This window comes from Epilithonimonas sp. JDS, assembly GCF_021261315.1.
In the GTDB taxonomy this organism is placed as follows: Bacteria; Bacteroidota; Bacteroidia; order Flavobacteriales; family Weeksellaceae; genus Epilithonimonas.
The window spans coordinates 518,784-538,467 of record NZ_JAJSAX010000001.1; the positions used below are offsets into that span (position 1 = coordinate 518,784).

Annotated in this window: 19 protein-coding genes; 9 read left to right on the top strand and 10 right to left on the bottom strand. The window is 38.6% G+C overall.

Going from position 1 to position 19,684, the window contains the following annotated elements; translation table 11 throughout:
• Positions 1-55 precede the first annotated feature (55 nt).
• Entirely contained in the window at positions 56-388 is a 333-nt protein-coding gene (locus tag LUD75_RS02415) for a 2Fe-2S iron-sulfur cluster-binding protein (protein WP_232704123.1), read from the top strand.
• A gap of 77 nt (positions 389-465) precedes the next feature.
• Here the strand turns inward: LUD75_RS02415 and LUD75_RS02420 are convergent, their stop codons facing one another.
• Complete coding sequence (locus tag LUD75_RS02420) at positions 466-1,896, bottom strand: M20/M25/M40 family metallo-hydrolase (RefSeq protein WP_232704124.1); 1,431 nt, start codon at positions 1,894-1,896, stop codon at positions 466-468.
• A 151-nt stretch (positions 1,897-2,047) separates the two neighbouring features.
• Between LUD75_RS02420 and LUD75_RS02425 the strand changes: the two genes are divergently transcribed.
• From LUD75_RS02425 to LUD75_RS02435, 3 genes are all read left to right on the top strand, one after another.
• Entirely contained in the window at positions 2,048-2,590 is a 543-nt protein-coding gene (locus LUD75_RS02425) for a lipocalin family protein (RefSeq protein ID WP_232704125.1), read from the top strand.
• A gap of 282 nt (positions 2,591-2,872) precedes the next feature.
• Complete coding sequence (locus LUD75_RS02430; RefSeq protein ID WP_232704126.1) at positions 2,873-3,784, top strand: DnaJ C-terminal domain-containing protein; 912 nt, start codon at positions 2,873-2,875, stop codon at positions 3,782-3,784.
• A gap of 2 nt (positions 3,785-3,786) precedes the next feature.
• A complete protein-coding gene (locus tag LUD75_RS02435; RefSeq protein WP_232704127.1) occupies positions 3,787-4,092 on the top strand; it encodes a chaperone modulator CbpM in 306 nt (101 codons plus the stop codon).
• Here LUD75_RS02435 and LUD75_RS02440 read toward each other — a convergent pair.
• Positions 4,089-4,700: a hypothetical protein gene (locus LUD75_RS02440; protein WP_232704128.1), complete on the bottom strand. Its 612-nt coding sequence runs from the start codon at positions 4,698-4,700 to the stop codon at positions 4,089-4,091. The genes LUD75_RS02435 and LUD75_RS02440 overlap by 4 nt on opposite strands.
• A 66-nt stretch (positions 4,701-4,766) precedes the next feature.
• On the opposite strand from LUD75_RS02440, the gene LUD75_RS02445 reads away from it, so the two are divergent.
• Both LUD75_RS02445 and LUD75_RS02450 read left to right on the top strand, forming a co-directional pair.
• Positions 4,767-5,729 carry a YpdA family putative bacillithiol disulfide reductase gene (locus tag LUD75_RS02445; protein ID WP_232704129.1) on the top strand — a complete coding sequence of 321 codons (963 nt, stop codon included), beginning with the start codon at positions 4,767-4,769 and terminating at the stop codon, positions 5,727-5,729.
• A 116-nt stretch (positions 5,730-5,845) separates the two neighbouring features.
• Complete coding sequence (locus tag LUD75_RS02450; protein ID WP_232704130.1) at positions 5,846-6,874, top strand: L,D-transpeptidase; 1,029 nt, start codon at positions 5,846-5,848, stop codon at positions 6,872-6,874.
• A 238-nt stretch (positions 6,875-7,112) separates the two neighbouring features.
• On the opposite strand, the gene LUD75_RS02455 is transcribed toward LUD75_RS02450, so the two are convergent.
• From LUD75_RS02455 to LUD75_RS02485, 7 genes are all read right to left on the bottom strand, one after another.
• Positions 7,113-8,402 (bottom strand): aldehyde dehydrogenase family protein, encoded by a 1,290-nt coding sequence (locus tag LUD75_RS02455; protein ID WP_232704131.1) that lies wholly within the window; start codon positions 8,400-8,402, stop codon positions 7,113-7,115.
• 323 nt (positions 8,403-8,725) lie between these two features.
• Complete coding sequence (locus tag LUD75_RS02460) at positions 8,726-9,322, bottom strand: hypothetical protein (RefSeq protein ID WP_232704132.1); 597 nt, start codon at positions 9,320-9,322, stop codon at positions 8,726-8,728.
• A 28-nt stretch (positions 9,323-9,350) separates the two neighbouring features.
• Complete coding sequence (locus LUD75_RS02465; RefSeq protein WP_232704133.1) at positions 9,351-9,995, bottom strand: HD domain-containing protein; 645 nt, start codon at positions 9,993-9,995, stop codon at positions 9,351-9,353.
• Positions 9,996-10,104: 109 nt separating this feature from the next.
• Positions 10,105-10,968, bottom strand: coding sequence for an alpha/beta fold hydrolase (locus LUD75_RS02470; RefSeq protein WP_232704134.1), 864 nt, complete (start codon positions 10,966-10,968; stop codon positions 10,105-10,107).
• A 56-nt stretch (positions 10,969-11,024) separates the two neighbouring features.
• Positions 11,025-11,933, bottom strand: coding sequence for a ribokinase (locus LUD75_RS02475; RefSeq protein ID WP_232704135.1), 909 nt, complete (start codon positions 11,931-11,933; stop codon positions 11,025-11,027).
• Between the two features lie 74 nt (positions 11,934-12,007).
• Entirely contained in the window at positions 12,008-12,652 is a 645-nt protein-coding gene (locus LUD75_RS02480; protein WP_232704136.1) for a DUF4241 domain-containing protein, read from the bottom strand.
• 66 nt (positions 12,653-12,718) lie between these two features.
• Complete coding sequence (locus LUD75_RS02485; protein ID WP_232704137.1) at positions 12,719-15,337, bottom strand: valine--tRNA ligase; 2,619 nt, start codon at positions 15,335-15,337, stop codon at positions 12,719-12,721.
• A 118-nt stretch (positions 15,338-15,455) separates the two neighbouring features.
• Between LUD75_RS02485 and LUD75_RS02490 the strand changes: the two genes are divergently transcribed.
• The 3 genes from LUD75_RS02490 (at position 15,456) to rmuC (ending at position 18,327) form a co-directional block, all read left to right on the top strand.
• The gene (locus LUD75_RS02490) at positions 15,456-15,947 is read left to right on the top strand and encodes a DUF1573 domain-containing protein (protein ID WP_232704138.1); all 492 of its coding nucleotides are present in this window, start codon (positions 15,456-15,458) and stop codon (positions 15,945-15,947) included.
• Positions 15,948-16,025: 78 nt separating this feature from the next.
• The gene (locus LUD75_RS02495) at positions 16,026-16,904 is read left to right on the top strand and encodes a polyphosphate kinase 2 family protein (protein WP_232704139.1); all 879 of its coding nucleotides are present in this window, start codon (positions 16,026-16,028) and stop codon (positions 16,902-16,904) included.
• A gap of 79 nt (positions 16,905-16,983) precedes the next feature.
• Positions 16,984-18,327, top strand: coding sequence for a DNA recombination protein RmuC (gene rmuC, locus LUD75_RS02500; protein WP_232704140.1), 1,344 nt, complete (start codon positions 16,984-16,986; stop codon positions 18,325-18,327).
• 279 nt (positions 18,328-18,606) lie between these two features.
• Here rmuC and hemB read toward each other — a convergent pair whose 3' ends face one another.
• Complete coding sequence (gene hemB, locus LUD75_RS02505; protein ID WP_232704141.1) at positions 18,607-19,593, bottom strand: porphobilinogen synthase; 987 nt, start codon at positions 19,591-19,593, stop codon at positions 18,607-18,609.
• Positions 19,594-19,684: the final 91 nt, after the last annotated feature.

Here is a 19,684-nt window from a genome sequence, read left to right on the forward strand (position 1 = left end):
ATAATTCTTTTGTCTATTATCTATCATCTAGAAATCTATTTTCTATCTTTGCAAAATGTCAGACGTTAATATTACAATCATAGACAGAGACGGCGTTTCTCACACAATTCCTGCTCCAACAGATATGGCGATGAGCCTGATGGAAATCGTTCGCGCCTACGAATTGGCACCGGAAGGAACCATCGGAATCTGCGGCGGAATGGCAATGTGCGCCTCTTGTCAATGCTATGTTTTGAGCGAAAATGTACCACTGCCGGAAATGCTGCCGGACGAAGAAGCAATGCTGGATGAAGCTTATAACGTGAAACCAAACAGCAGATTAGGTTGTCAGATTCCTGTAACCGAAGAACTAGAAGGTCTCGTCGTAGAACTTGCACCAGAAGCTTAATTAAAAGCAACTGCAAAACAAATAAAAAGCGAGAATGGATTATTCTGTTCTCGCTTTTTTATATAATCAGAAATAAATTATTCCAGAATAAATTTCTTCGTAATTACTTTTCCGGATTTGGTCTTGAAAACGGCAAGATAAAATCCGTTATTCAATTTGTTAAGATCTAATTTCCCAATAGACAAAATATTTTTCGACTCCAACAATTGTCTTCCGCTTGTATCGATGATCGTCAGGTTCTCAATCACTTCTTTTCCTAATTGATAGTTCAGAGATTTATTTTTTACATAGATTTCTACCGATTGATTTGAAGTTTCTGAAGTTGCTAAAACAGAACCTTTCGCCGTTTCGATAATGAATTCCAAACCGAGTTTTGCAAATTTTGCAGCGTGCGTTGCCGAATTTCCACTTCGGGACAAAGTATCATTGGAAGAATGAATGTAAGGATTGGATTGCGAAAAAGAAGCTTCAAAAGGAAAAGCAGCATCGTAACCATTTTGAGCCCAGCTGAAATGGTCGGAACAGCCATAATTACAGATCGTATTACCGTAAGTGAAAACGTGACTTCCCGTTTTGTTGTAATGCTCCATCAATTCGATTAAGAAAAGATTGAGATCATTGCTGTTGTAAGAGTCGGTTGAAATGTAAACATCGCGATTCGAACCTTTATAATTGGTCATATCAAACTGAACGTAAGAAATGACATTCTTACCGTTAAGTGAGTAGTTTTTTGCAATCTCCGACGATCCAACCAAACCAATTTCTTCTGCAGCATACGCCATAAATTCAACGGTTCTGGCAGGTTTATAATTGATATTCAGAAGCACACGGATCATTTCCGTGATTGTCGCAATTCCGGAAGCATCATCATCCGCACCCGGCGCAACAGCCGTGTTGGAAATAGAATCCATATGACCGCCAACAATGATATATTCGCTGGGAGCAGCATTTCCATTGATTGTAAAAACCAAAGAAGGCATCGGCGTTCCGACGTGATTCACAATGCGGACAGAAAGATCTGTTCTGCCTGTTGCAGCGATCAGACTTTCCCATTTCGTTTTCAGATCTTGGACGGAAGTTTGCGCCTGAGTTGTGTTATGTCTTCTGGTTCCGTAAGCTTCCATTACCGAAATGTGAGCTTTGATATTATCTGCATTCACTTTTGAAATCGCAGATGCCACCAAAGCATCCTGATCAATGGTAAAAGCCAAAACCTTGCTGGATTTTTTGGTTTGATTAATTGCCTTTAAGGCTTCCTGTTCGGAAGATTTGTAGATGTAGCCAGGGCCGTGCGTGATAACGTTGTGGTGAAGAAATTCGGCGGCTTTTGGTGAAAGAAAAACCACAGATTCCTTGTCATTAGAGCCAATTATCTCAACTTCATCCGGCATTTTCGATTTTAATTCTAAAGCATTTTTTGCATCGGTGGTGGCATAGAATTTCTCAGATTGTGCCGAAATCTGATTGAAAAGGACAAAAGAAAATATAGAAAGTAATTTTATTTTCATTGATAATTATTTTTATAACTTTTATTTCGGTAAAAATAATTAAATTTCTTAACAAATAATTGAATTTGTTGCCAATTTGATTTTGCAATCCAAAATTGTTGATTTGCTATGGAATTATTTTTGAATGGTGTGATTATCAAAATATTCCAATATGAAAAAATCATTTGTAAAAATAGCTGTTCCTGTTACTTTGGGAATTTTAGGTTTAATAATATTTAATTCCTGCTCAGCGGGAATCCCGGAAAAAGCCACTGCGATTCAGAATTTTGAATCGGAGAAATATCTTGGAAAATGGTACGAAATTGCAAGATTCGATTACAAGTTTGAAAAAAATATGAATCAGGTGACAGCCACCTATTCCAAAAATCCGGATGGAACTATCAAGGTGGAAAACCGCGGTTACGACTACGTGAAAAAAGAATGGAAACAAAGTACTGGCGAGGCAAAATTCGTCAATGCAGAAAATGAAGCGAGATTAAAAGTATCTTTCTTCAAACCGTTTTGGTCCGGCTACAACGTGATCGATCTGGATGACAATTACAAATATGCTTTGGTTGCAGGGAAAAATCTTGAATATCTTTGGATTCTTTCCCGCGAGAAAACTATTCCGGAAGACATCAAAACGCGTTTTCTCGAAAAAGCAAAATCTGTTGGCTACGACACTTCGACGCTGATTTGGGTTGAACAGAAATAAGAAACAAATCAAAAAATAAAAAAGCGTCCGCTGAAAAGAAGTTACAAAACCTCAACATAGCCCCGATGGGAACGGCATCCTTTTTTGGCATTGCGGAAAAAGTGTCAAAAATTTTGCTTCCCGCCATTCGCAATGACAAAAAAGATATAGTGGACAGCGGGTTGGAAACCGGATAAGAAGTAGAATCGTGATGCTCCTAAAAATCAAGGTTATGAGTTTGTTTTTTGATGATAAAATAAGTAACTTAGAACTATAAAAATTTGAAGTAAACCCACTGATAATATGGCATTTATAGACTATTATAAAACGCTGGAAATAAGCAAAACGGCATCTGCAGACGAGATCAAAAAAGCTTACCGGAAACTTGCCAGAAAGTACCATCCGGATATGAATCCGAATGATAAGGAGGCGGAGAAAAAATTCAAGGAACTAAATGAGGCGAATGAAGTTCTGAGCAATGCGGAAAACCGTGCGAAATACGATAAATACGGCGAAAACTGGAAACACGGCGAGGAATATGAGCGCGCACAGCAGCAGCAAAGACAGCAATATCAAGGCAATCCGGGCGGCAGATTTTCGGGAGCTGATTTTGGTGAAGGCGAAGATTTTTCTGACTTTTTCCAATCGATGTTTGGCGGAAATGGCGGCGGTTTCGGACGAAGTTCCAGAGGTAGTGCGAGCGGGAAATTCAAAGGTCAGGATGTTTCTGCGGAATTAAATCTTAACCTGAGAGACGCTGCAAAAACGCATCAACAGACATTTGACATCAATGGAAAAAAGGTACGAATTACAATTCCTGCCGGTGTTTATGATGGACAGCAAATCAAACTGAAAGGACACGGAAATCCCGGAATGAACGGTGGACCGAATGGCGACTTGTATATCACATTTAATATTTCTGAAGATAAAGATTTCAAGCGCGATGGCGACAACCTTAGAACTTCTGTAGATATCGATCTTTACACTGCGATTCTGGGTGGCGATGCAAACATTGAAACACTTGACGGTTCTGTAAAACTGAAGGTGAAGCCGGAAACGCAGAACGGAACTACGGTAAGACTCAAAGGCAAGGGATTTCCTGTCTACAAAAAAGAAGGTGAGCACGGAGATTTGTATGTGACTTACAATGTAAAAATCCCGACAAACCTGACTGACAAGCAAAAAGAACTATTCCAACAACTTCAAAATTCCTAATGATGAGCGAAAGAATTTCCATCAAAGAAGTCATCCAAATCTATAAAATTGACGACCAGTTCCTGAATGAACTGATAGCATCTGAATTGCTGCATCCGGAAACGGAAAACAGCATTCAATATATTATTTATGAAGAATTACCGCATTTGGAACGGTTTACAAACTGGCATTACGATTTGGAAATCAATCTTCCGGGAATCGAAATCATTTATAAACTTTTGAATCAAATGGAAGAATTGAGAATTGAAAACAAACGGTTATCCAAAATGTCCCAAGATTTTACAAATTGGGAAGACGCAGAGTTTTAGACTGTCCATTGGTTATTACAAATCGAAACCAAATAGTACTGATTATCAACTTTTTCGAAAACCAAAATCAGACTATTCCAATCCATATAAGAATATTCTACTGTCCCGGCCAGGTAATTTTCAACAGTTACCGCGTCGGGATATTTTTCTTTGACATTATTCAGGCTATTTCCTTTACCTTCAAAATTATTGTAGTTGATTTTTGATTTGCTGAAATCTTTTTTGAAAACCCAATCTTCTAAATAATCTTTTATTGACACAATGTAAATTGCGCCGGAACCATCTTTGTGACCAAAAGTAAATTTCTCATCAGAATCAACATAATTTTCGAAATCGGTTTTTGAGAAACTTTTATCCTTGTCGGAAACAAAACTGTACATCGAAAAGTGAATTCCTTTTTCTGAATGAATATACTTCGAAAGCTTCGCGTAATCCTTATTTTTCAGAAGCTCAACGATTTCTTTATTAAGATTCATAATCGTTTTCTCTTCCGAATCTGCTTTTTCAGATGGAAGTTCTGTTTTTGTTTTTGAAATAATAGCTTGATTCGGATCGACTTTATTACAGCCAATCAGAATTAACGACAATAAAAAGGCATTGATTTTCATAATTGAATTTTATCAAAATAATTGCCATAAATATACAATCAAAATTTAATCTTCGTAAATTTGGGTATGGAATTATACGATGTTCTTATTGTCGGCGGCGGTCCGATTGGTTTGGCAAGCGCACTGGAAGCCAAAAAAAATAATTTAAAATATATCATTATAGAGAAAGGAACAGTTGCGAACAGCCTTTACAACTATCCTTTGTATATGACATTTTTCTCGACGGCGGATCGTTTGGAAATCGACGAAATTCCGTTTATCACCACCAAACCAAAACCCGGCAGACAAGACGCCCTTGAATATTACCAAGGTATTGCACGTCAAAAAGAACTTAATATCAGACCGTATGAGAAAGTTCTGAATATTGAGAAATCAACTTTTTTCCAGGTCGAGACGAGTAAACACATTTACTTTGCTAAAAATGTCATCATCGCCACAGGTTTCTATGATATTCCAAATATGATGGACATTCCGGGCGAAGATTTGCCTAAGGTTAAACATTACTACACAGAACCTTATCCTTACGCTTTTCAAAATGTTGTGGTTATTGGATCGAGCAATTCATCCGTTGATGCCGCTTTGGAAATCTACAGAAAAGGCGGAAACGTCACGATGATTGTCCGTAAAAATGAAATCTCAAAAAGCGTCAAATATTGGGTCAAACCAGACATTGAAAACCGAATCAAAGAAGGCAGCATCAAAGCTTTTTTCGGCGCTGAACTCTTGGAAGTGAAAGAACATTCCGTCATCTTCAAAACAGAAACTGGCGAAATCAAAGAAATCGAAAATGACTTCGTGCTCGCAATGACAGGCTATCTGCCCGATTTTAATTTCCTCCAAAACATCGGTATCGATTTACAAAACGATTGTCTTAATCCGAGTTACAACCCAAATACAATGGAAAGCAATATCGAAGGAATTTATCTCGCAGGCGTCGTTTGCGGTGGGAAAGATACGCATCTTTGGTTTATCGAGAATTCCAGAATCCACGCTAAACAAATCATCAAAAACATAATTGATAAAGCATAAATGATTATTGATGATTATAATTAAACTTTCATCAATTATAATTCAATACTCATTTTAATTCCCAAATGGTACTCTTTTTGTTTATATTCAGGCTGAAAAAAAACACTAAGAATCCTATGAAAATTAAAAACTTACTTCCTTTATTTATTGCCTCGAGCTTAATTTTGGTTCAATGTAAAAAGGACGAAAATGTGCCTTCCGAGAAAAAAGACAATCCCATCACGGACATTTTGGGTTCCGATGACAAAAAAGAGGAAGAGAAAAAAGAAGACGAAAAACCAAAAGTTCCGGACGTTGTGATTCCAAGAAAAGATTTCGGATTTTTCCCTTGGGTTTACAAAAACACCGATTCAGTTTCTCAAAAAAACAAAAAAGAATTTACAGGCAAAGCACTCTACACCATCCTTGCGCTCAATCGCTTGGACAGAGCCAACATCGGTGCCGCCGACACATTGGTAGTTCCCGCAAAAATTGAGGATGACTTCCTGATATATTCACCATTTCCAGGTCACGTAACGAGTTTGGAAAATGTTAAAAAATTCGTGTTCTTCTCCTACCCGATTCAGGCGTACGGCGTTTATGAGTACGGAAACATCGTGAAATGGGGACCAACCAGTATGGGCAAAAAAGCCACCAAGACCAAAACAGGTTTGATGTTTGCCAACTGGAAAAAAGAAGTCGCTATCTCCACCGTCAGCGATGAGTGGAAACTGCGATGGAACGTCAACGTTGCCAATTTCGACGGCATCGGCTGGCATCAGTACGCAATGCCGGGCTATCCTGCATCGCATTCCTGCCTCAGAATGTTGGAGGAAGACGCCAAATGGATGTACACTTGGGTAGACACTTGGGTCTTGAACAAAGGCGGCGTGAGCACCAGAGCCAAAGGAACACCGCTGATTGTTTACGGCGATTATCCGTGGGGCAAAAGACGTCCGTGGAAAAAACTTCTAGACTCTCCGGAAGCCAACAACATTTCCGAAGACGAAATGAACAAAATCATAGAACCTCATCTTGCGACCATTATGAAAGAGCAGGAAAACAGAGACGTTGTGATCCAACAGGTTGAAGCAGAGAAAAAAGCAAAAGCAGATTCTATCGCAAACTTAAAAAGCCAGACACAGCTTTCAGCAAATATGAATTAAGTTTTTTAGGAGCTTAATCCCGCTATCCGCTATATCTTTTTTGTCCTTGACGATTTGTCATCAAATAGAAATTTTCGGAAAGACAAAAAAGGATGCCGCTACTATCGGGGCTATGGGATTGGTCTTCAAAACAAGATTTGTCATTCAAATAAAACAAAAACCCTTTCAAATTAATGTTTGAAAGGGTTTTCTTATAGTTGACACGCCGAGCGGAGTCGAAGCGCTTTCTACTTAGTATTTAAATATTCCCGACCACCGTTTTGATTTGCGTAAATTCCTTGATGGCGTGCAAAGACAACTCAACGCCGTAACCAGAGGATTTTGCACCGCCAAAAGGAAGTCTTGCGTCAGAACTTGTAGATTTGTTGATAGAAACCGTTCCAGATTCAAGGTTTTCTATAAAGAACTGGGCACGTTTCTTATCTTTCGTCCAAACCGAATTTCCCAATCCAAACGGAATGTCATTCGCCAGTTTCAGAATCTCCTCATCATCTTTCCCAACCATCAGCATTGCCAAAGGCCCGAATAACTCTTCCTGCAAAATCGGATTGCCTTCTTTCACCAAGATGATTCCGGGACGAAACTCACTTTCCGAAATACGTTCCAAGGCCAAAACCACTTCTGCCCCATTTCTCAACGCTTTTTTATACTGACTTTCCAGTTCGTCCGCCAAATCCGGTCTTGCCATTTTGCTCAGCTTAGTCTCCATTTTGAAAGGATCCGCCGGCTGATAAGAATTAAATTCCGCTACGAATTTCGGAACGAAATCTTTCTCCACTTTTTGATGCACGATGAATCGTTTTGCCGCATTACAAACCTGACCTGTATTTTGAAGTTTTCCGCTTGGTGCTTCTGTTGCTGCTTTTTCTACATCTGCATCGTCCAAAACGATGTAAGCATCACTTCCGCCCAATTCCAGAACAGATTTTTTGATATTTTTCCCAGCAAGTGCCGCCACGTTTGCACCTGCTTTTTCGCTTCCAGTCAAGCTTACACCTCTTACATATGGATTTTCCAGAATCTCTTTGATTTCTTCGTGACCGATTCTCAGATTTTGGAAAATGTATTCTGGGAAACCTGCATCTTTGAAAACTTTTTGTACTGCATCGCCGCTTTCGAAGCAGATGGAAGCGTGTTTCAGCAAGATTACATTTCCTGCCAAAATCGCGGGAACTGCAAATCTTAGAACTTGCCAGAACGGGAAATTCCAAGGCATCACGCCTAGAATAATTCCCAATGCATCGTAATGAACTTCAGAAACATCGAATTCTGTTTTGATTTTTTCTGGTTTAAGAACGTTTTCTGCTTTTGCATAATATCTTATCATTCCCGCACTTTTTTCGATTTCTGCAATGGACTGCGAAATCGGTTTGTGCATTTCTGTGGTGATGAGTTTTGCGAATTTTTCTTTGTCTTTTTCCAGAACGTCAGCAAGTTTCAGAAGTAAAGTTTGTCTTTCTGTGAACGGTACTTTTTTCCATTCCAGGAAAGTTTTCTGTGCTGAATTTATATGGTTTGATAGATTCATTTTGAAATATTTTTTGTCTAATTAGGCTGCAGTAATTGTACCACTTTTTTGAATTGCTAAATGTACAAAGTTGCTCATCAACCGAAAACCTGATTTTATACTTTTTATAAATTCAGGTATTAAATTTTATAAATAATGAAATCGGAGATTTGTAAAATGTTGTGATTCAGTTCCACTTAAAATCTATAAATATGAAATTATGGCTCAGACTTTTGAATTGTCAGATACGTTTCGAAACTGGGCCATCATCGCAGCCCGACTTGAACGGATCCCGATGTAAAATCGGGAGGGAGTGGAAGGCGGAAAAGCTGCCCCAAATAATTTTACTTTTTCTTGTTGCTTCTGAAAAGTAAAACGGCGTTGAGGAATATCAACAGCAAATCTAAGGTGACCCAAATGCTGAGTTTGATGTTTTCATATTTCAGATCTTCAACTTTTTGGGATGCAATTGCGGACAATTTCTGGCTGTGGTTGATGTAATTTCGAACTTCGATGATTTTGTCCTCATTTTTGTTTGGAACTGCAACTTGTGAAAAATATACCAAATTTCCTTTTCCAATATAACCGACAACCCAAAACTCATCGGATTTCTGCATATTGAGATACTCGATCCGGAAATATTCCGGGCGGATCTGACCAACGTGTTTGGAACTGAATTTCTGATCATCAGGAACCTGATCCTGAATTCTGATGATGTAAAAATCTATCGGCTGTGGCAGATAATTGATAACCTGTACCGCCAGAGAGTTCTCCAAAAACTGAGAAACGCTCCTCTCCACAAACCAAAATGTGAAATAGGCAGCGGCAGAAATGGTAATAATTGTCCGAGCGACTTTGTTCCAAAAATTCCATTTTTCTCCTCGGGCAGCCGAAAGAAACAATGCAATAATGAGAAAAATGAGGATTAGAATGATTATCATTGAAACAAAGATAATGGTTTCTCTTTAATTAAAAAGTGACATTCCATTCTTTGTAGAATTCATCGAGAAACTGAAGCATAAACTGATGTCTGTGTTCGGCGATTTCTTTGGCTGTTTTGGTGTTCAAAAGATCTTTTAACAGCAGCAATTTTTCATAAAAATGATTGATTGTTGTTCCATTGGACTTTTTATAATCTTCTTTGGATTGCGCCAATTTTGGTTCGATGTCCGGATGGTACATCAGATTGTTTTTGTAGCCGCCAAAGTTGAAAGTTCTAGCAATTCCGATCGCACCAATGGCATCCAAACGGTCTGCGTCCTGAACTATTTTCAGTTCCAAAGGCAGATCTTTCGGCGCGTCGTTTCTGTTTTTGAAGGACATATTTTCTATGATGAAAATGACCTTTTGTATAATTGCTGAATCGACGTTTTGTTCGGTCAGAAATTCGGTGACGATTTTCGTTGCCAAAGTTTCGTCGCCGTTGTGGAATTTTGGGTCTGCGATGTCATGCAAAAGTGCTGCTAATTCGATGATTAATTTGTCTCCGCCTTCTTTTTCCTGAATTTTTAAACTAAGTTTCCAAACACGTTCTATATGAAACCAGTCGTGACCGGATTCTGTGCCCTCTAATTTTTGTTTTACTAATTCTATAGTTTTGTTAATTAATTCCATATTACTTTTTTAAACGCAAACTGCGCACTGATTTTTTTATTTAAATTGATAATATTTTAAGATTCGCAAGGACGTTTCATTCATCAAGAAAGAAATCATTTTCACCTTTTTAATCTTCTGACTTCCGACCTCCAATTTCCAACTCCTCAAGAATAATATTCCAAAGTTTCCTGTTGTAGCTTCGGAAAAAGTTGATGTGTCCTATTTCGTTCTTTTCGGATTCGGACGTTTTTATTAACCGGTAAGTTGGTTTCATATTCGGGTAAGTGCCTTCCAAAAGCGATCGCACACCTTTTTCTGTGAGCCAGGCATCGTCTTCTGCTCTGATGACAAAAACCTTTTGAGTCAGGTCTTTCGAATAATCCTTCACCTTTTCTAACAACTTGTTGGTCGATTTTCTATTAAGAATAAGTGTCTGCCAATCGAAAGCGCTTCCAGCGGGTAAACTCTCGCCCAAACCAAACCAATTTCCAGGGAAATAACCTAAAATTTTCGTCGACAACGGCTGTGCAATTCCAAAGCCAAGATAGGCTTCGATTTTTGTTTTAAACTTTAAATTTCCCACAAAAGCATTCTGAGTTCCTACGAAAACAAGTTCTTCAAACATTTTCGAATCTGCATTCATTCCCAAAATCAGTGCACCAAGCGAATGTCCGAGACAGAATTTCCGATAATCAGGAAAATTTATTATAATATAATTTGTAATTGCTCTGTAATCCACAGTTCCCCAAATTCTCATCGAAGCCTGGAAGCCTTTCATCTTTTTCGGTTTCGAAAGCCCAATTCCACGATAGTCATAAGTGATGACAGTGAAACCCTGCTCGGCAAAAAACTGCGCAAACGAAAAATAAATCTGCTGCTTAACACCCGTCGCCGAATTGATCAATAATAATTTATCGTTGGGATTTTGTGGTTCAAAAAGATGGACAGACAAAGTGTAATTGTCACTTGTCAAAACATCGGTACTTTTCATGAAAAGCGGTTAGATTTCAGTAAAAGTAGAAAATTTTGACCGGGTATTTTTAGCTTTTAATATGCAAGAGATATTAATTCTTTCATCTCGTTGAGATAAGGAAGACCTTTTTGAGAACCTCTGTAATCGGCTGCCTTCAACGCCACTTCGTTTCCAAATTTCACACAATCTTCGGTAGAATTTCCGTGAAGAAGAGCAATAGAAAATCCCGAAGTAAAAGCATCGCCCAATCCCATACTGTGCGCTTCTGTGCTTGGATTTTTACGGAAATATTTCATCTCTGAACCATCAAAATAACTGGTGCTGTTGGCGCCGTCTCTCACGAATAGTTTATTAGGAAGATGTTTCATAATATCTTCATGATTACCTTCTCCAAAAATGATTTCCAGGTCTGTACTTTTGGCAACAATAAAAGTGGCGTAATCTATAACTTCTTGAGAAAGTCTGCTTGCAGGCGCTGCGTAGATTCCGATTTTTTTATTTAGTCTTTTGGCTTTTTGGAAAAGATATTCCACCGTTTTGGAAGGAATTTCCATCTGCGTCAAAATCAGATCTGCAGCTGCCAGGTATTTTTCAGCTTCATCAATATTGGATGAAGATAAATTATAATTGGCTGCAGGAACTACAACAATAGAGTTTCCTTCGTCCGACGCTGTCACATAAGCCGTTCCAGTAGCTTCTTCCTCATCTTCGAAAACGTAAGCCACATTCACTTCTTCGTCATCCAAATTCCGCAAAACCTGCTGTCCATAAGGATCCATTCCAACACAGCTTACAAGAGATGTATGCGCACCCAAACGGGAAGTTGCAATCGCCTGATTGGCGCCTTTCCCACCCAGATAACTCGATAAATTTCTGGCAAGAACGGTTTTGTTTGCGGTAGGAATTACAGTAGTTTTCAGGATCAAATCTATGGAAGAACTTCCTACAACTACGATTTGCGGTTTTGTATTACTCAGTTTCATTTGCTGACGTTCATTGTTTTCAAAAGTCAAATGAAATCGATGATTTCGATTTCGGTAGAGGCTAAAGTAATAATTTAATCCATACCAATTTCTATAAATTCAGAAATTAATTTAACCACTTGATTATCATCTGAATAACCGATATACGTTGCATAAAATCCTTCGCCATATCCAGTTTCGAAAGCGGCTATATTTTCCTTTTTATCATCACAAGGTTTCAATATTGCAAACTGATCTATTGCGCCATTATCGTCAAAAAAGTGGCGGTGGAAAAACTCATCATAAATCCCCTGAAAAAGTTCTCCTTTTTGGTCAAAAATATCTTTTTCCAGCTGATTCAAAGCGTTCTGAGCATCTCTGTCCATAAAACTTCCCATTCCGGATTCTACAAGATAACCGTAGATTTCTTCGCCCTTCAAATCTTTCAGACTCTGACCATCGGACAAAGCTAATTTCCAGTTTTCAGCGATTTTATTTTTATCAAAAACAATCTCTGCGTAAGCCACGCAATTGGATTCTGTTTCCTTATAAACATGAACCGGAAAATTACCTTTGGGAAATTCCTGCGTGAAAGCTGAATGATCGGGCGAAATCAAAGGATCACTGGCTACGATGAAACCTGAAGAAATGTGAATCTCTCCAGCCTCATACGTTTCCAAAAGTGGGTTTTCTACAAAGTTTTTGGAGAATAGTTTTTTGATGTTTTCGATGTGTGTCATAATCTTTGGTCGGAAGTCAGAAGCCTGAAGTCCGAAGTTTTGATGATGTTAAATCTTTTAATTTGATTAAAGACTTTTCAATTTTTCTTCTAAAAGGACAATTTTGTCCTGAGCGTCTTTCTGTTTTTTACGTTCGATTTCTACAACTTCTGGTTTTGCATTAGCCACAAATTTTTCATTTGAAAGCTTTTTATCAACAGAAATTAAGAAGCCTTTCAGATATTTAATTTCTTCTTCAGTTTTGATTTTTTCTTCACCAAGGTCAAGATTTTCGCTTAATGGTATTGAGAACTCATTGGAACCAACTAAGAATGTGAAACTTGGCTTATCCGTTTTCTGAGCGAAATTTATTTCTGAAATATTTGATAATTTCTGAACAACCTCAGCATCCTTAAGTTCTGTCGCATTTGTAAAAACCTCAACTGATTCTCTTGGCGAAATCCCTTTGGACTGACGGTAATTTCTAACGCCGGAGATCACTTCTTTAGCAAAATCAAAATCTTTGATGGTCTGCTCGTTGTAACTTTCAGATTTTTTCTGTTGCGTGATGATTAAAGCTTCATCAATCTTTCTGTCCGAAATCGACTGCCAAAGTTCTTCTGACAAGAAAGGCATAAATGGATGCAACAATTTCATCAATTCTTCAAAATAACCAATTGTTTTTTGATAAACATCTTCGCTGATTGCTTCCCCGAAATTCGGTTTTACGGCTTCCAAATACCAAGAACAGAAATCGTCCCATATCAGTTTGTAAACCAAATGCAATCCGTCTGAAATCCTGAATTTCGAGAACTGATCTTCGATTTCGCCAATCGTTTTATTCAGTTGTTCACCGAACCATTCAATGGTTTGAAGGTCGTGGTTTTGCGCTTTGATAGATTCGTCGCGTTTCCAACCTTGGATCAGTTTGTATGCATTCCAAATTTTGGTAGCGAAATTTCTCCCTTGCAACATCAGATCTTCATCAAACAAAAGATCATTTCCTGCAGCGGAACTCAACAAACTTCCCACACGAACGCCGTCTGCACCATATTTCTCGATCAAATCAATTGGATCTGGTGAGTTTCCTAATTGCTTGGACATTTTTCGTCTTTGCTTATCTCTTACAATTCCTGTGAAATAAACGTTTTTAAAAGGTACTTCTTGTCTATATTCCAATCCAGCCATAATCATTCTGGCAACCCAGAAGAAGATAATATCCGGACCGGTAACCAAATCTGCCGTTGGATAATAATAATTGATGTCCTTATTTTCCGGATCCAAAATCCCTTCGAAAACCGACATCGGCCACAACCAAGAGGAGAACCAAGTATCTAGCGCATCTTCGTCTTGTCTTAAATCAGAAGCTTGAAGTTGGGAGTTGGACGTTTTTTCCTGCGCTAATTTTACAGCATCTTCGATATTTTCGGCTACCACAAATTCATTTTCGCCCGTTCCATAGTAGAATGCCGGAATCTGCTGTCCCCACCAAAGTTGTCTAGAAATATTCCAATCGTGAACATTCTCCATCCAATGGCGATAAGTATTTTTGAATTTCTCAGGATGGAATTTGATCTTATCATCCATCACAACATCCAAAGCTGGTTTTGCCATTTCGGACATTTTCAGGAACCACTGAACCGAAATTTTCGGCTCGATTACGGCGCCAGTTCTTTCAGATGTTCCAACTTTATTTACGTAATCTTCCGCTTTCAGAAGAAGGTCGTTTTTCTCTAATTCTTTGGCAATTTCTTTTCTAACGGTAAATCTTCCCTGACCTTGGTAATGCATTCCGTGTTCGTTCAGAACCGCATCATTATCCATAGAATCGATAATTGGTAAGCCGTGTCTTTGTCCAATTTCGTAGTCATTAATATCGTGAGCCGGCGTAATTTTTAGAGCTCCAGTCCCGAATTCAATATCAACATAATCGTCCTCGATGATAGGAACTACTCTACCAACGATTGGAACAATCACATTTCTGCCTTTCAAATGAGCATATCTCTCGTCATTTGGATTCACACAAACGGCAACATCGCCAAAAATGGTTTCAGGACGCGTTGTCGCAACAGTTAAGAAACCTTCTGTTCCTTCGATTTTATATTTTAAATAATAAAGTTTTCCGTTTTGTTCCTTGAAGATCACTTCTTCATCAGAAATATTGGTTTGAGCTTCCGGATCCCAGTTTACCACTTTGTAACCTCGGTAGATCAATCCTTTATTATAAAGATCAACAAAAACTTTGATCACAGATTTGGAAAGATTCTCCTCCATCGTGAATCTCGTTCTGTCCCAATCGCAAGAACAACCTAGTTTTTTCAATTGTTCTAGAATCGTCCCGCCATATTTTTCTTTCCATTCCCAGGCGTGTTTTAGGAATTCTTCTCTGGTGATATCTTTTTTGCTGATGCCTTCAGACTTTAATTTCGCTACAACTTTTGCTTCGGTTGCGATAGATGCGTGATCCGTTCCAGGAACCCAACAAGCATTGAAACCCTGCATTCTCGCTCTTCTGACCAAAACGTCCTGAATCGTATTGTTTAACATATGTCCCATATGAAGGATTCCGGTCACATTTGGCGGCGGAATTACAATCGTGTAAGGCGGTCTGTCGTCTGGTGTTGAGTGGAAATATTTGTTTTCCAACCAGAAGTCATACCATTTTTGTTCAGTTTCCTGTGGACTATATTTGTCGGCGATCTGCATGTCGTAAGTTATTTTTGGCTTATAAGTTGCAAAAATAAGATAATGTGAAAAAATTAACATCACATATTCAAATTATTTATAACTTTGTTCTTTAAAATTTAATTAAAACAAAAAAAATATGAAAAAGATTCTTGCAGGATTATTTATGACAGGAGCTTTGGCTTTTGCATCTGCTCAAACAATCTCATTTGACAAAACAACTTTCGACTATGGAAATGTAAAAGCTGGGGCAGATGGCCACAGATTCTTTACAGTTAAAAATACAGGTGATAAACCGCTTATTATCAGCGAAGTAAAACCTTCTTGCGGATGTACTACTCCAGAATGGAGCAAAGATCCAGTCTTACCAGGAAAAACGGCTCAGATCAAAGTTGGATACAATACCGGAATTAAAGGACCTTTCAACAAATTGATTGAAGTATATTCTAATGATCCGGCAAACAACAGATCTGTTCTTTACATCAAAGGTAATGTAGAAGATGTTGCTGGAGCACCTGTTGCACAAGAAGCTAACCTAACTGTTGCTCCTGTAGCTACAGCAAAAGCAGTACCTGCAACAGCTAAAAGAGCAGTAAAAAAAGAAGTTAGAAAAGTAGAGGCTGCTAAGTAAATAGTAAATCTCAAAAATTTATAAACCGTCTCGTCTTATAACGAGGCGGTTTTTTTATCTTTACACAAATCAACGATAATGAATTACAACTTCTCAGATGATTTTTTGATTAAAGAAAACTCGAAATTCGACATCAAAAAACAGGATACAAAATATAGCGGAAAGATCAACAAGGATGAGGCAAAGCAGCTTCTGGAAATCGAAAAAGAGAAACTGCGTTTGCTGCAGGAAAAGCTCTATGCCGATGGAAGTCAGTCTTTACTAATTGTGCTCCAGGCGATGGATGCTGCAGGAAAAGACAGTTTGATAGAACACGTTTTCGGTGGTGTGAATCCACAAGGCTGCGAAGTCACGAGCTTCAAAAGTCCCAGCACGAAGGAATATTCACACGATTTTATCTGGCGACATTACTTAGCGCTTCCTGCGAAAGGAAAAATTGGGATTTTCAACCGTTCACATTACGAGAGTGTTTTGGTTTGCAAAGTACATCCGGAATATAACCTCAGCGAAAAAACCTGGACGGATGTGAAACAATTTGATGATCAATTCTGGGAAAACAGATATGAAAGCATCCGGAATTTTGAAAAGCATTTAGCGAATAATGGAACCAAGATCATCAAAATATTTCTGAATGTTTCCAAAGAGGAGCAGAAGGAAAGATTTTTGGACAGAATCAATGAAGAAGATAAAAACTGGAAATTTGCGGAAGGCGATCTTACAGAAAGAGGCTTTTGGGATGATTATCAGAAGGCTTACGAGCAGGCAATCCAAGAAACTTCCACAGATTCTGCGCCTTGGTTTGTGATTCCGGCTGACCAGAAATGGTTTTCCAGAGTTGCGGCGATTCAAATCATTATTGATAAACTTGAAGAAATGGATCTGCAATTTCCCGAACTTTCAGGCAAAGAGAAAAAAGCTTTGGCAGAATCTAAAAATAAGTTGGAAAACGAGAAATAAGATTCTTAAATTTTACGGAAAACCTCAGTTTTAGAAATATAAGTTATTTTAATATTGTTAAAAATAACGAAGAATAAAAATGGAAATCATTTACTTATTTATTGGCTCAATCATCGGTGGAATATTGGTCTTCCTCTTGACAAAATCAAATTCCGTCAGCAAAAAAAACTTTGATGAAGCCAATGAAAAACTGATTCGCGCGCAGGAAAACGAACTAAATTATCAACAGAAAATTGAAGAGCTAAAACTTTCCAATCTTGAATTGACGAAAGAAAATTCATTGATCCAAAAAAGTAGGGAAGAATTGCTTTTTACCAATGCAGAACTGAATGCGCATTATAAAAATTTGCAGGAAAATCTAGAACATCAAAAAGAGGATTTTGTAAAACTTCAGGAAACGAATCGACTTCAGTTTGAGAAAACGGCAAATCAAATTCTGGAACAAAAATCTGAGAAGTTTACGCAACTCAATCAGAATCAGTTAAAGTTGATTCTCGAACCTTTTCAGGAGAAGATCAACGAACTGAAAAATACGGTGAACGAAACTTATGATAAGGAATCGAAAGAACGCTTCTCTCTTGGCGAAAAAGTACGTGAACTGAAAGACCTGAACCAACAAATTTCCGAAGACGCAAAAAAACTGACGCGCGCTCTGAAAGGCGAAAGCAAAACCCAGGGAAACTGGGGCGAAATGATCCTGGAAAGTATTCTGGAAAAATCTGGATTGAGGAAAAATCAGGAATATTTTATGGAGCATGAACTCCGGGATGAAAACAACAAAGCGATCTTCTCCGAATTTTCCGGCAAAAAAATGCGTCCTGACGCGGTTGTAAAATATCCAGACAATAGAAACGTCATCATCGACAGCAAAGTTTCTCTCACCGCTTTTGTGGAAATGACGGACGAAACGGATGCTGAAATTTTCACCATCAAACAGAATCAACATTTGCAATCGGTTAAGAATCACATCGTGCAACTGAGTCAGAAAGCTTATGATGATTTTGATAAGTCCTTGGACTTTGTGATGATGTTCGTGCCAAGTGAAGCCGCTTATATGACGGCTCTGCAAACCGACCCCAATCTTTGGAATTTCGCCTATGACAAAAGGATTTTATTATTGAGCCCGACTAATTTGATTACTTCATTAAAGTTGGTCCAAGACCTTTGGAAGCGAGAACATCAAAGTAGAAATGCGATGGAAATTGCAGACAGAGGTGCGAAATTGTACGATAAATTTGTTGGCTTTGTCGATAATCTGGAACGCGTTGGGAAAAATATCGACCAGGCTAAAAATTCTTACAATGAGGCGTTCAAACAGTTGAGTTCAGGGAATGATAATTTGATCATCCAGACTCAGAAGTTGAAAGGTCTGGGAATAAAGAACAAAAAAAATCTTCCTCGAGGTTTGGGTGAGGAAGATTGATTTTTTATGCATATTTGTTTTTTAATGTCTGTTTTTACAGGTCGCTCCTCTGGAGCTTTGCTTATCTTGACTACATTTTTCCATCAATAGGTCGCTACTCCGTAGCTTTCTATAATAAAATGGAATGACTTTTACAAAGCTATGTTTGGATGACAAAACCCATAGCCCCGATTGCAACGGCATCCTTTTTTTGTTTTTTACTGATAATTTATTTTGATGACAAAACGTGGGAAAACAAAAAAAGATATAGTGGAAAGCGGGAAATAGCTCCTAAAAATTCTATCGATTCAAAAGTTTTGCAACTTCGGGAGCGGCGTAGGTGAAGATCATATCGGCGCCGGCACGTTTGAAGCTTGTGAGGCTTTCTATGAGCACTTTGTCGTTGTCCAGCCAACCGTTTTGCACTGCCGCTTTCAACATCGCATATTCGCCACTGACCTGATAAACGGCGATTGGCTGCGTGATGAGTTCGCGGATTTTGGAAACGATGTCCAGGTAAGGCATTCCGGGTTTTATCATAATGATGTCGGCGCCTTCGTCCACGTCTTTCAAGGCTTCATCAATGGCTTCGCGGGAATTGTGGAAATCCATTTGGTAGGTTTTCTTGTCCGCTGGAATATCCTGATTGTCAACCGGTGCGCTATCCAAAGCACTTCTGAACGGGCCGTAGAAAGCACTTGCATACTTGGCGGCGTAGGACAAAATCCCAACATCTGTGAATCCGTTTTCTTCCAGACCTTCGCGCATTGCCAGAACACGGCCGTCCATCATATCGCTTGGTGCGAGAATGTCTGCGCCGGCTTCTGCAAGGGAAACTCCCATTTTCACGAGTGCTTCTACAGTGGAATCGTTGTCAATTTTTCCATTTTTGATGATGCCGTCGTGACCGTAAATCGAATATGGATCCAAGGCCACATCTGGCATAATGATGATTCCGGGAACGGCGTCTTTGATAGCTTTGATGGCCGTCTGCATCAATCCGTTTGGATTCCAGGCTTCTTTTCCGGTGTTATCTTTCAGGTTTTCAGAAACCTTCATATAGAGATTGATCGCTTTGATTCCAAGGTCATAATTTTCTTTCACCGTCTTGACCGTAAGATCCAAACTTTGGCGAAAAACATCCGGCATAGATGAAATGGCTTCTTTTTTGTTATCACCTTCTGTAACGAACATTGGCAATACCAAATCGTTTGTTGTAAGGCTGGTTTCGCGGACTAGACTTCTGATAGAATCGTTGGTTCTGAGTCTTCTATTTCTTGAGATCATCTTTGATAAAAATATTTATGCAAATTTAATTATACTTTTATGGATAGACTATTGCATAAGTAATTTATTTAAAATATATTTGTTATAATTG

What these genes read in the sequence shown, in the direction of transcription:
- LUD75_RS02415 (WP_232704123.1), top strand. Translation starts at nt 56, where the DNA reads ATGTCAGACGTTAATATTACAATCATAGACAGAGACGGCGTTTCTCAC.
- LUD75_RS02420 (WP_232704124.1), bottom strand. Translation starts at nt 1,896, where the DNA reads ATGAAAATAAAATTACTTTCTATATTTTCTTTTGTCCTTTTCAATCAG.
- LUD75_RS02425 (WP_232704125.1), top strand. Translation starts at nt 2,048, where the DNA reads ATGAAAAAATCATTTGTAAAAATAGCTGTTCCTGTTACTTTGGGAATT.
- LUD75_RS02430 (WP_232704126.1), top strand. Translation starts at nt 2,873, where the DNA reads ATGGCATTTATAGACTATTATAAAACGCTGGAAATAAGCAAAACGGCA.
- LUD75_RS02435 (WP_232704127.1), top strand. Translation starts at nt 3,787, where the DNA reads ATGAGCGAAAGAATTTCCATCAAAGAAGTCATCCAAATCTATAAAATT.
- LUD75_RS02440 (WP_232704128.1), bottom strand. Translation starts at nt 4,700, where the DNA reads ATGAAAATCAATGCCTTTTTATTGTCGTTAATTCTGATTGGCTGTAAT.
- LUD75_RS02445 (WP_232704129.1), top strand. Translation starts at nt 4,767, where the DNA reads ATGGAATTATACGATGTTCTTATTGTCGGCGGCGGTCCGATTGGTTTG.
- LUD75_RS02450 (WP_232704130.1), top strand. Translation starts at nt 5,846, where the DNA reads ATGAAAATTAAAAACTTACTTCCTTTATTTATTGCCTCGAGCTTAATT.
- LUD75_RS02455 (WP_232704131.1), bottom strand. Translation starts at nt 8,402, where the DNA reads ATGAATCTATCAAACCATATAAATTCAGCACAGAAAACTTTCCTGGAA.
- LUD75_RS02460 (WP_232704132.1), bottom strand. Translation starts at nt 9,322, where the DNA reads ATGATAATCATTCTAATCCTCATTTTTCTCATTATTGCATTGTTTCTT.
- LUD75_RS02465 (WP_232704133.1), bottom strand. Translation starts at nt 9,995, where the DNA reads ATGGAATTAATTAACAAAACTATAGAATTAGTAAAACAAAAATTAGAG.
- LUD75_RS02470 (WP_232704134.1), bottom strand. Translation starts at nt 10,968, where the DNA reads ATGAAAAGTACCGATGTTTTGACAAGTGACAATTACACTTTGTCTGTC.
- LUD75_RS02475 (WP_232704135.1), bottom strand. Translation starts at nt 11,933, where the DNA reads ATGAAACTGAGTAATACAAAACCGCAAATCGTAGTTGTAGGAAGTTCT.
- LUD75_RS02480 (WP_232704136.1), bottom strand. Translation starts at nt 12,652, where the DNA reads ATGACACACATCGAAAACATCAAAAAACTATTCTCCAAAAACTTTGTA.
- LUD75_RS02485 (WP_232704137.1), bottom strand. Translation starts at nt 15,337, where the DNA reads ATGCAGATCGCCGACAAATATAGTCCACAGGAAACTGAACAAAAATGG.
- LUD75_RS02490 (WP_232704138.1), top strand. Translation starts at nt 15,456, where the DNA reads ATGAAAAAGATTCTTGCAGGATTATTTATGACAGGAGCTTTGGCTTTT.
- LUD75_RS02495 (WP_232704139.1), top strand. Translation starts at nt 16,026, where the DNA reads ATGAATTACAACTTCTCAGATGATTTTTTGATTAAAGAAAACTCGAAA.
- rmuC (WP_232704140.1), top strand. Translation starts at nt 16,984, where the DNA reads ATGGAAATCATTTACTTATTTATTGGCTCAATCATCGGTGGAATATTG.
- hemB (WP_232704141.1), bottom strand. Translation starts at nt 19,593, where the DNA reads ATGATCTCAAGAAATAGAAGACTCAGAACCAACGATTCTATCAGAAGT.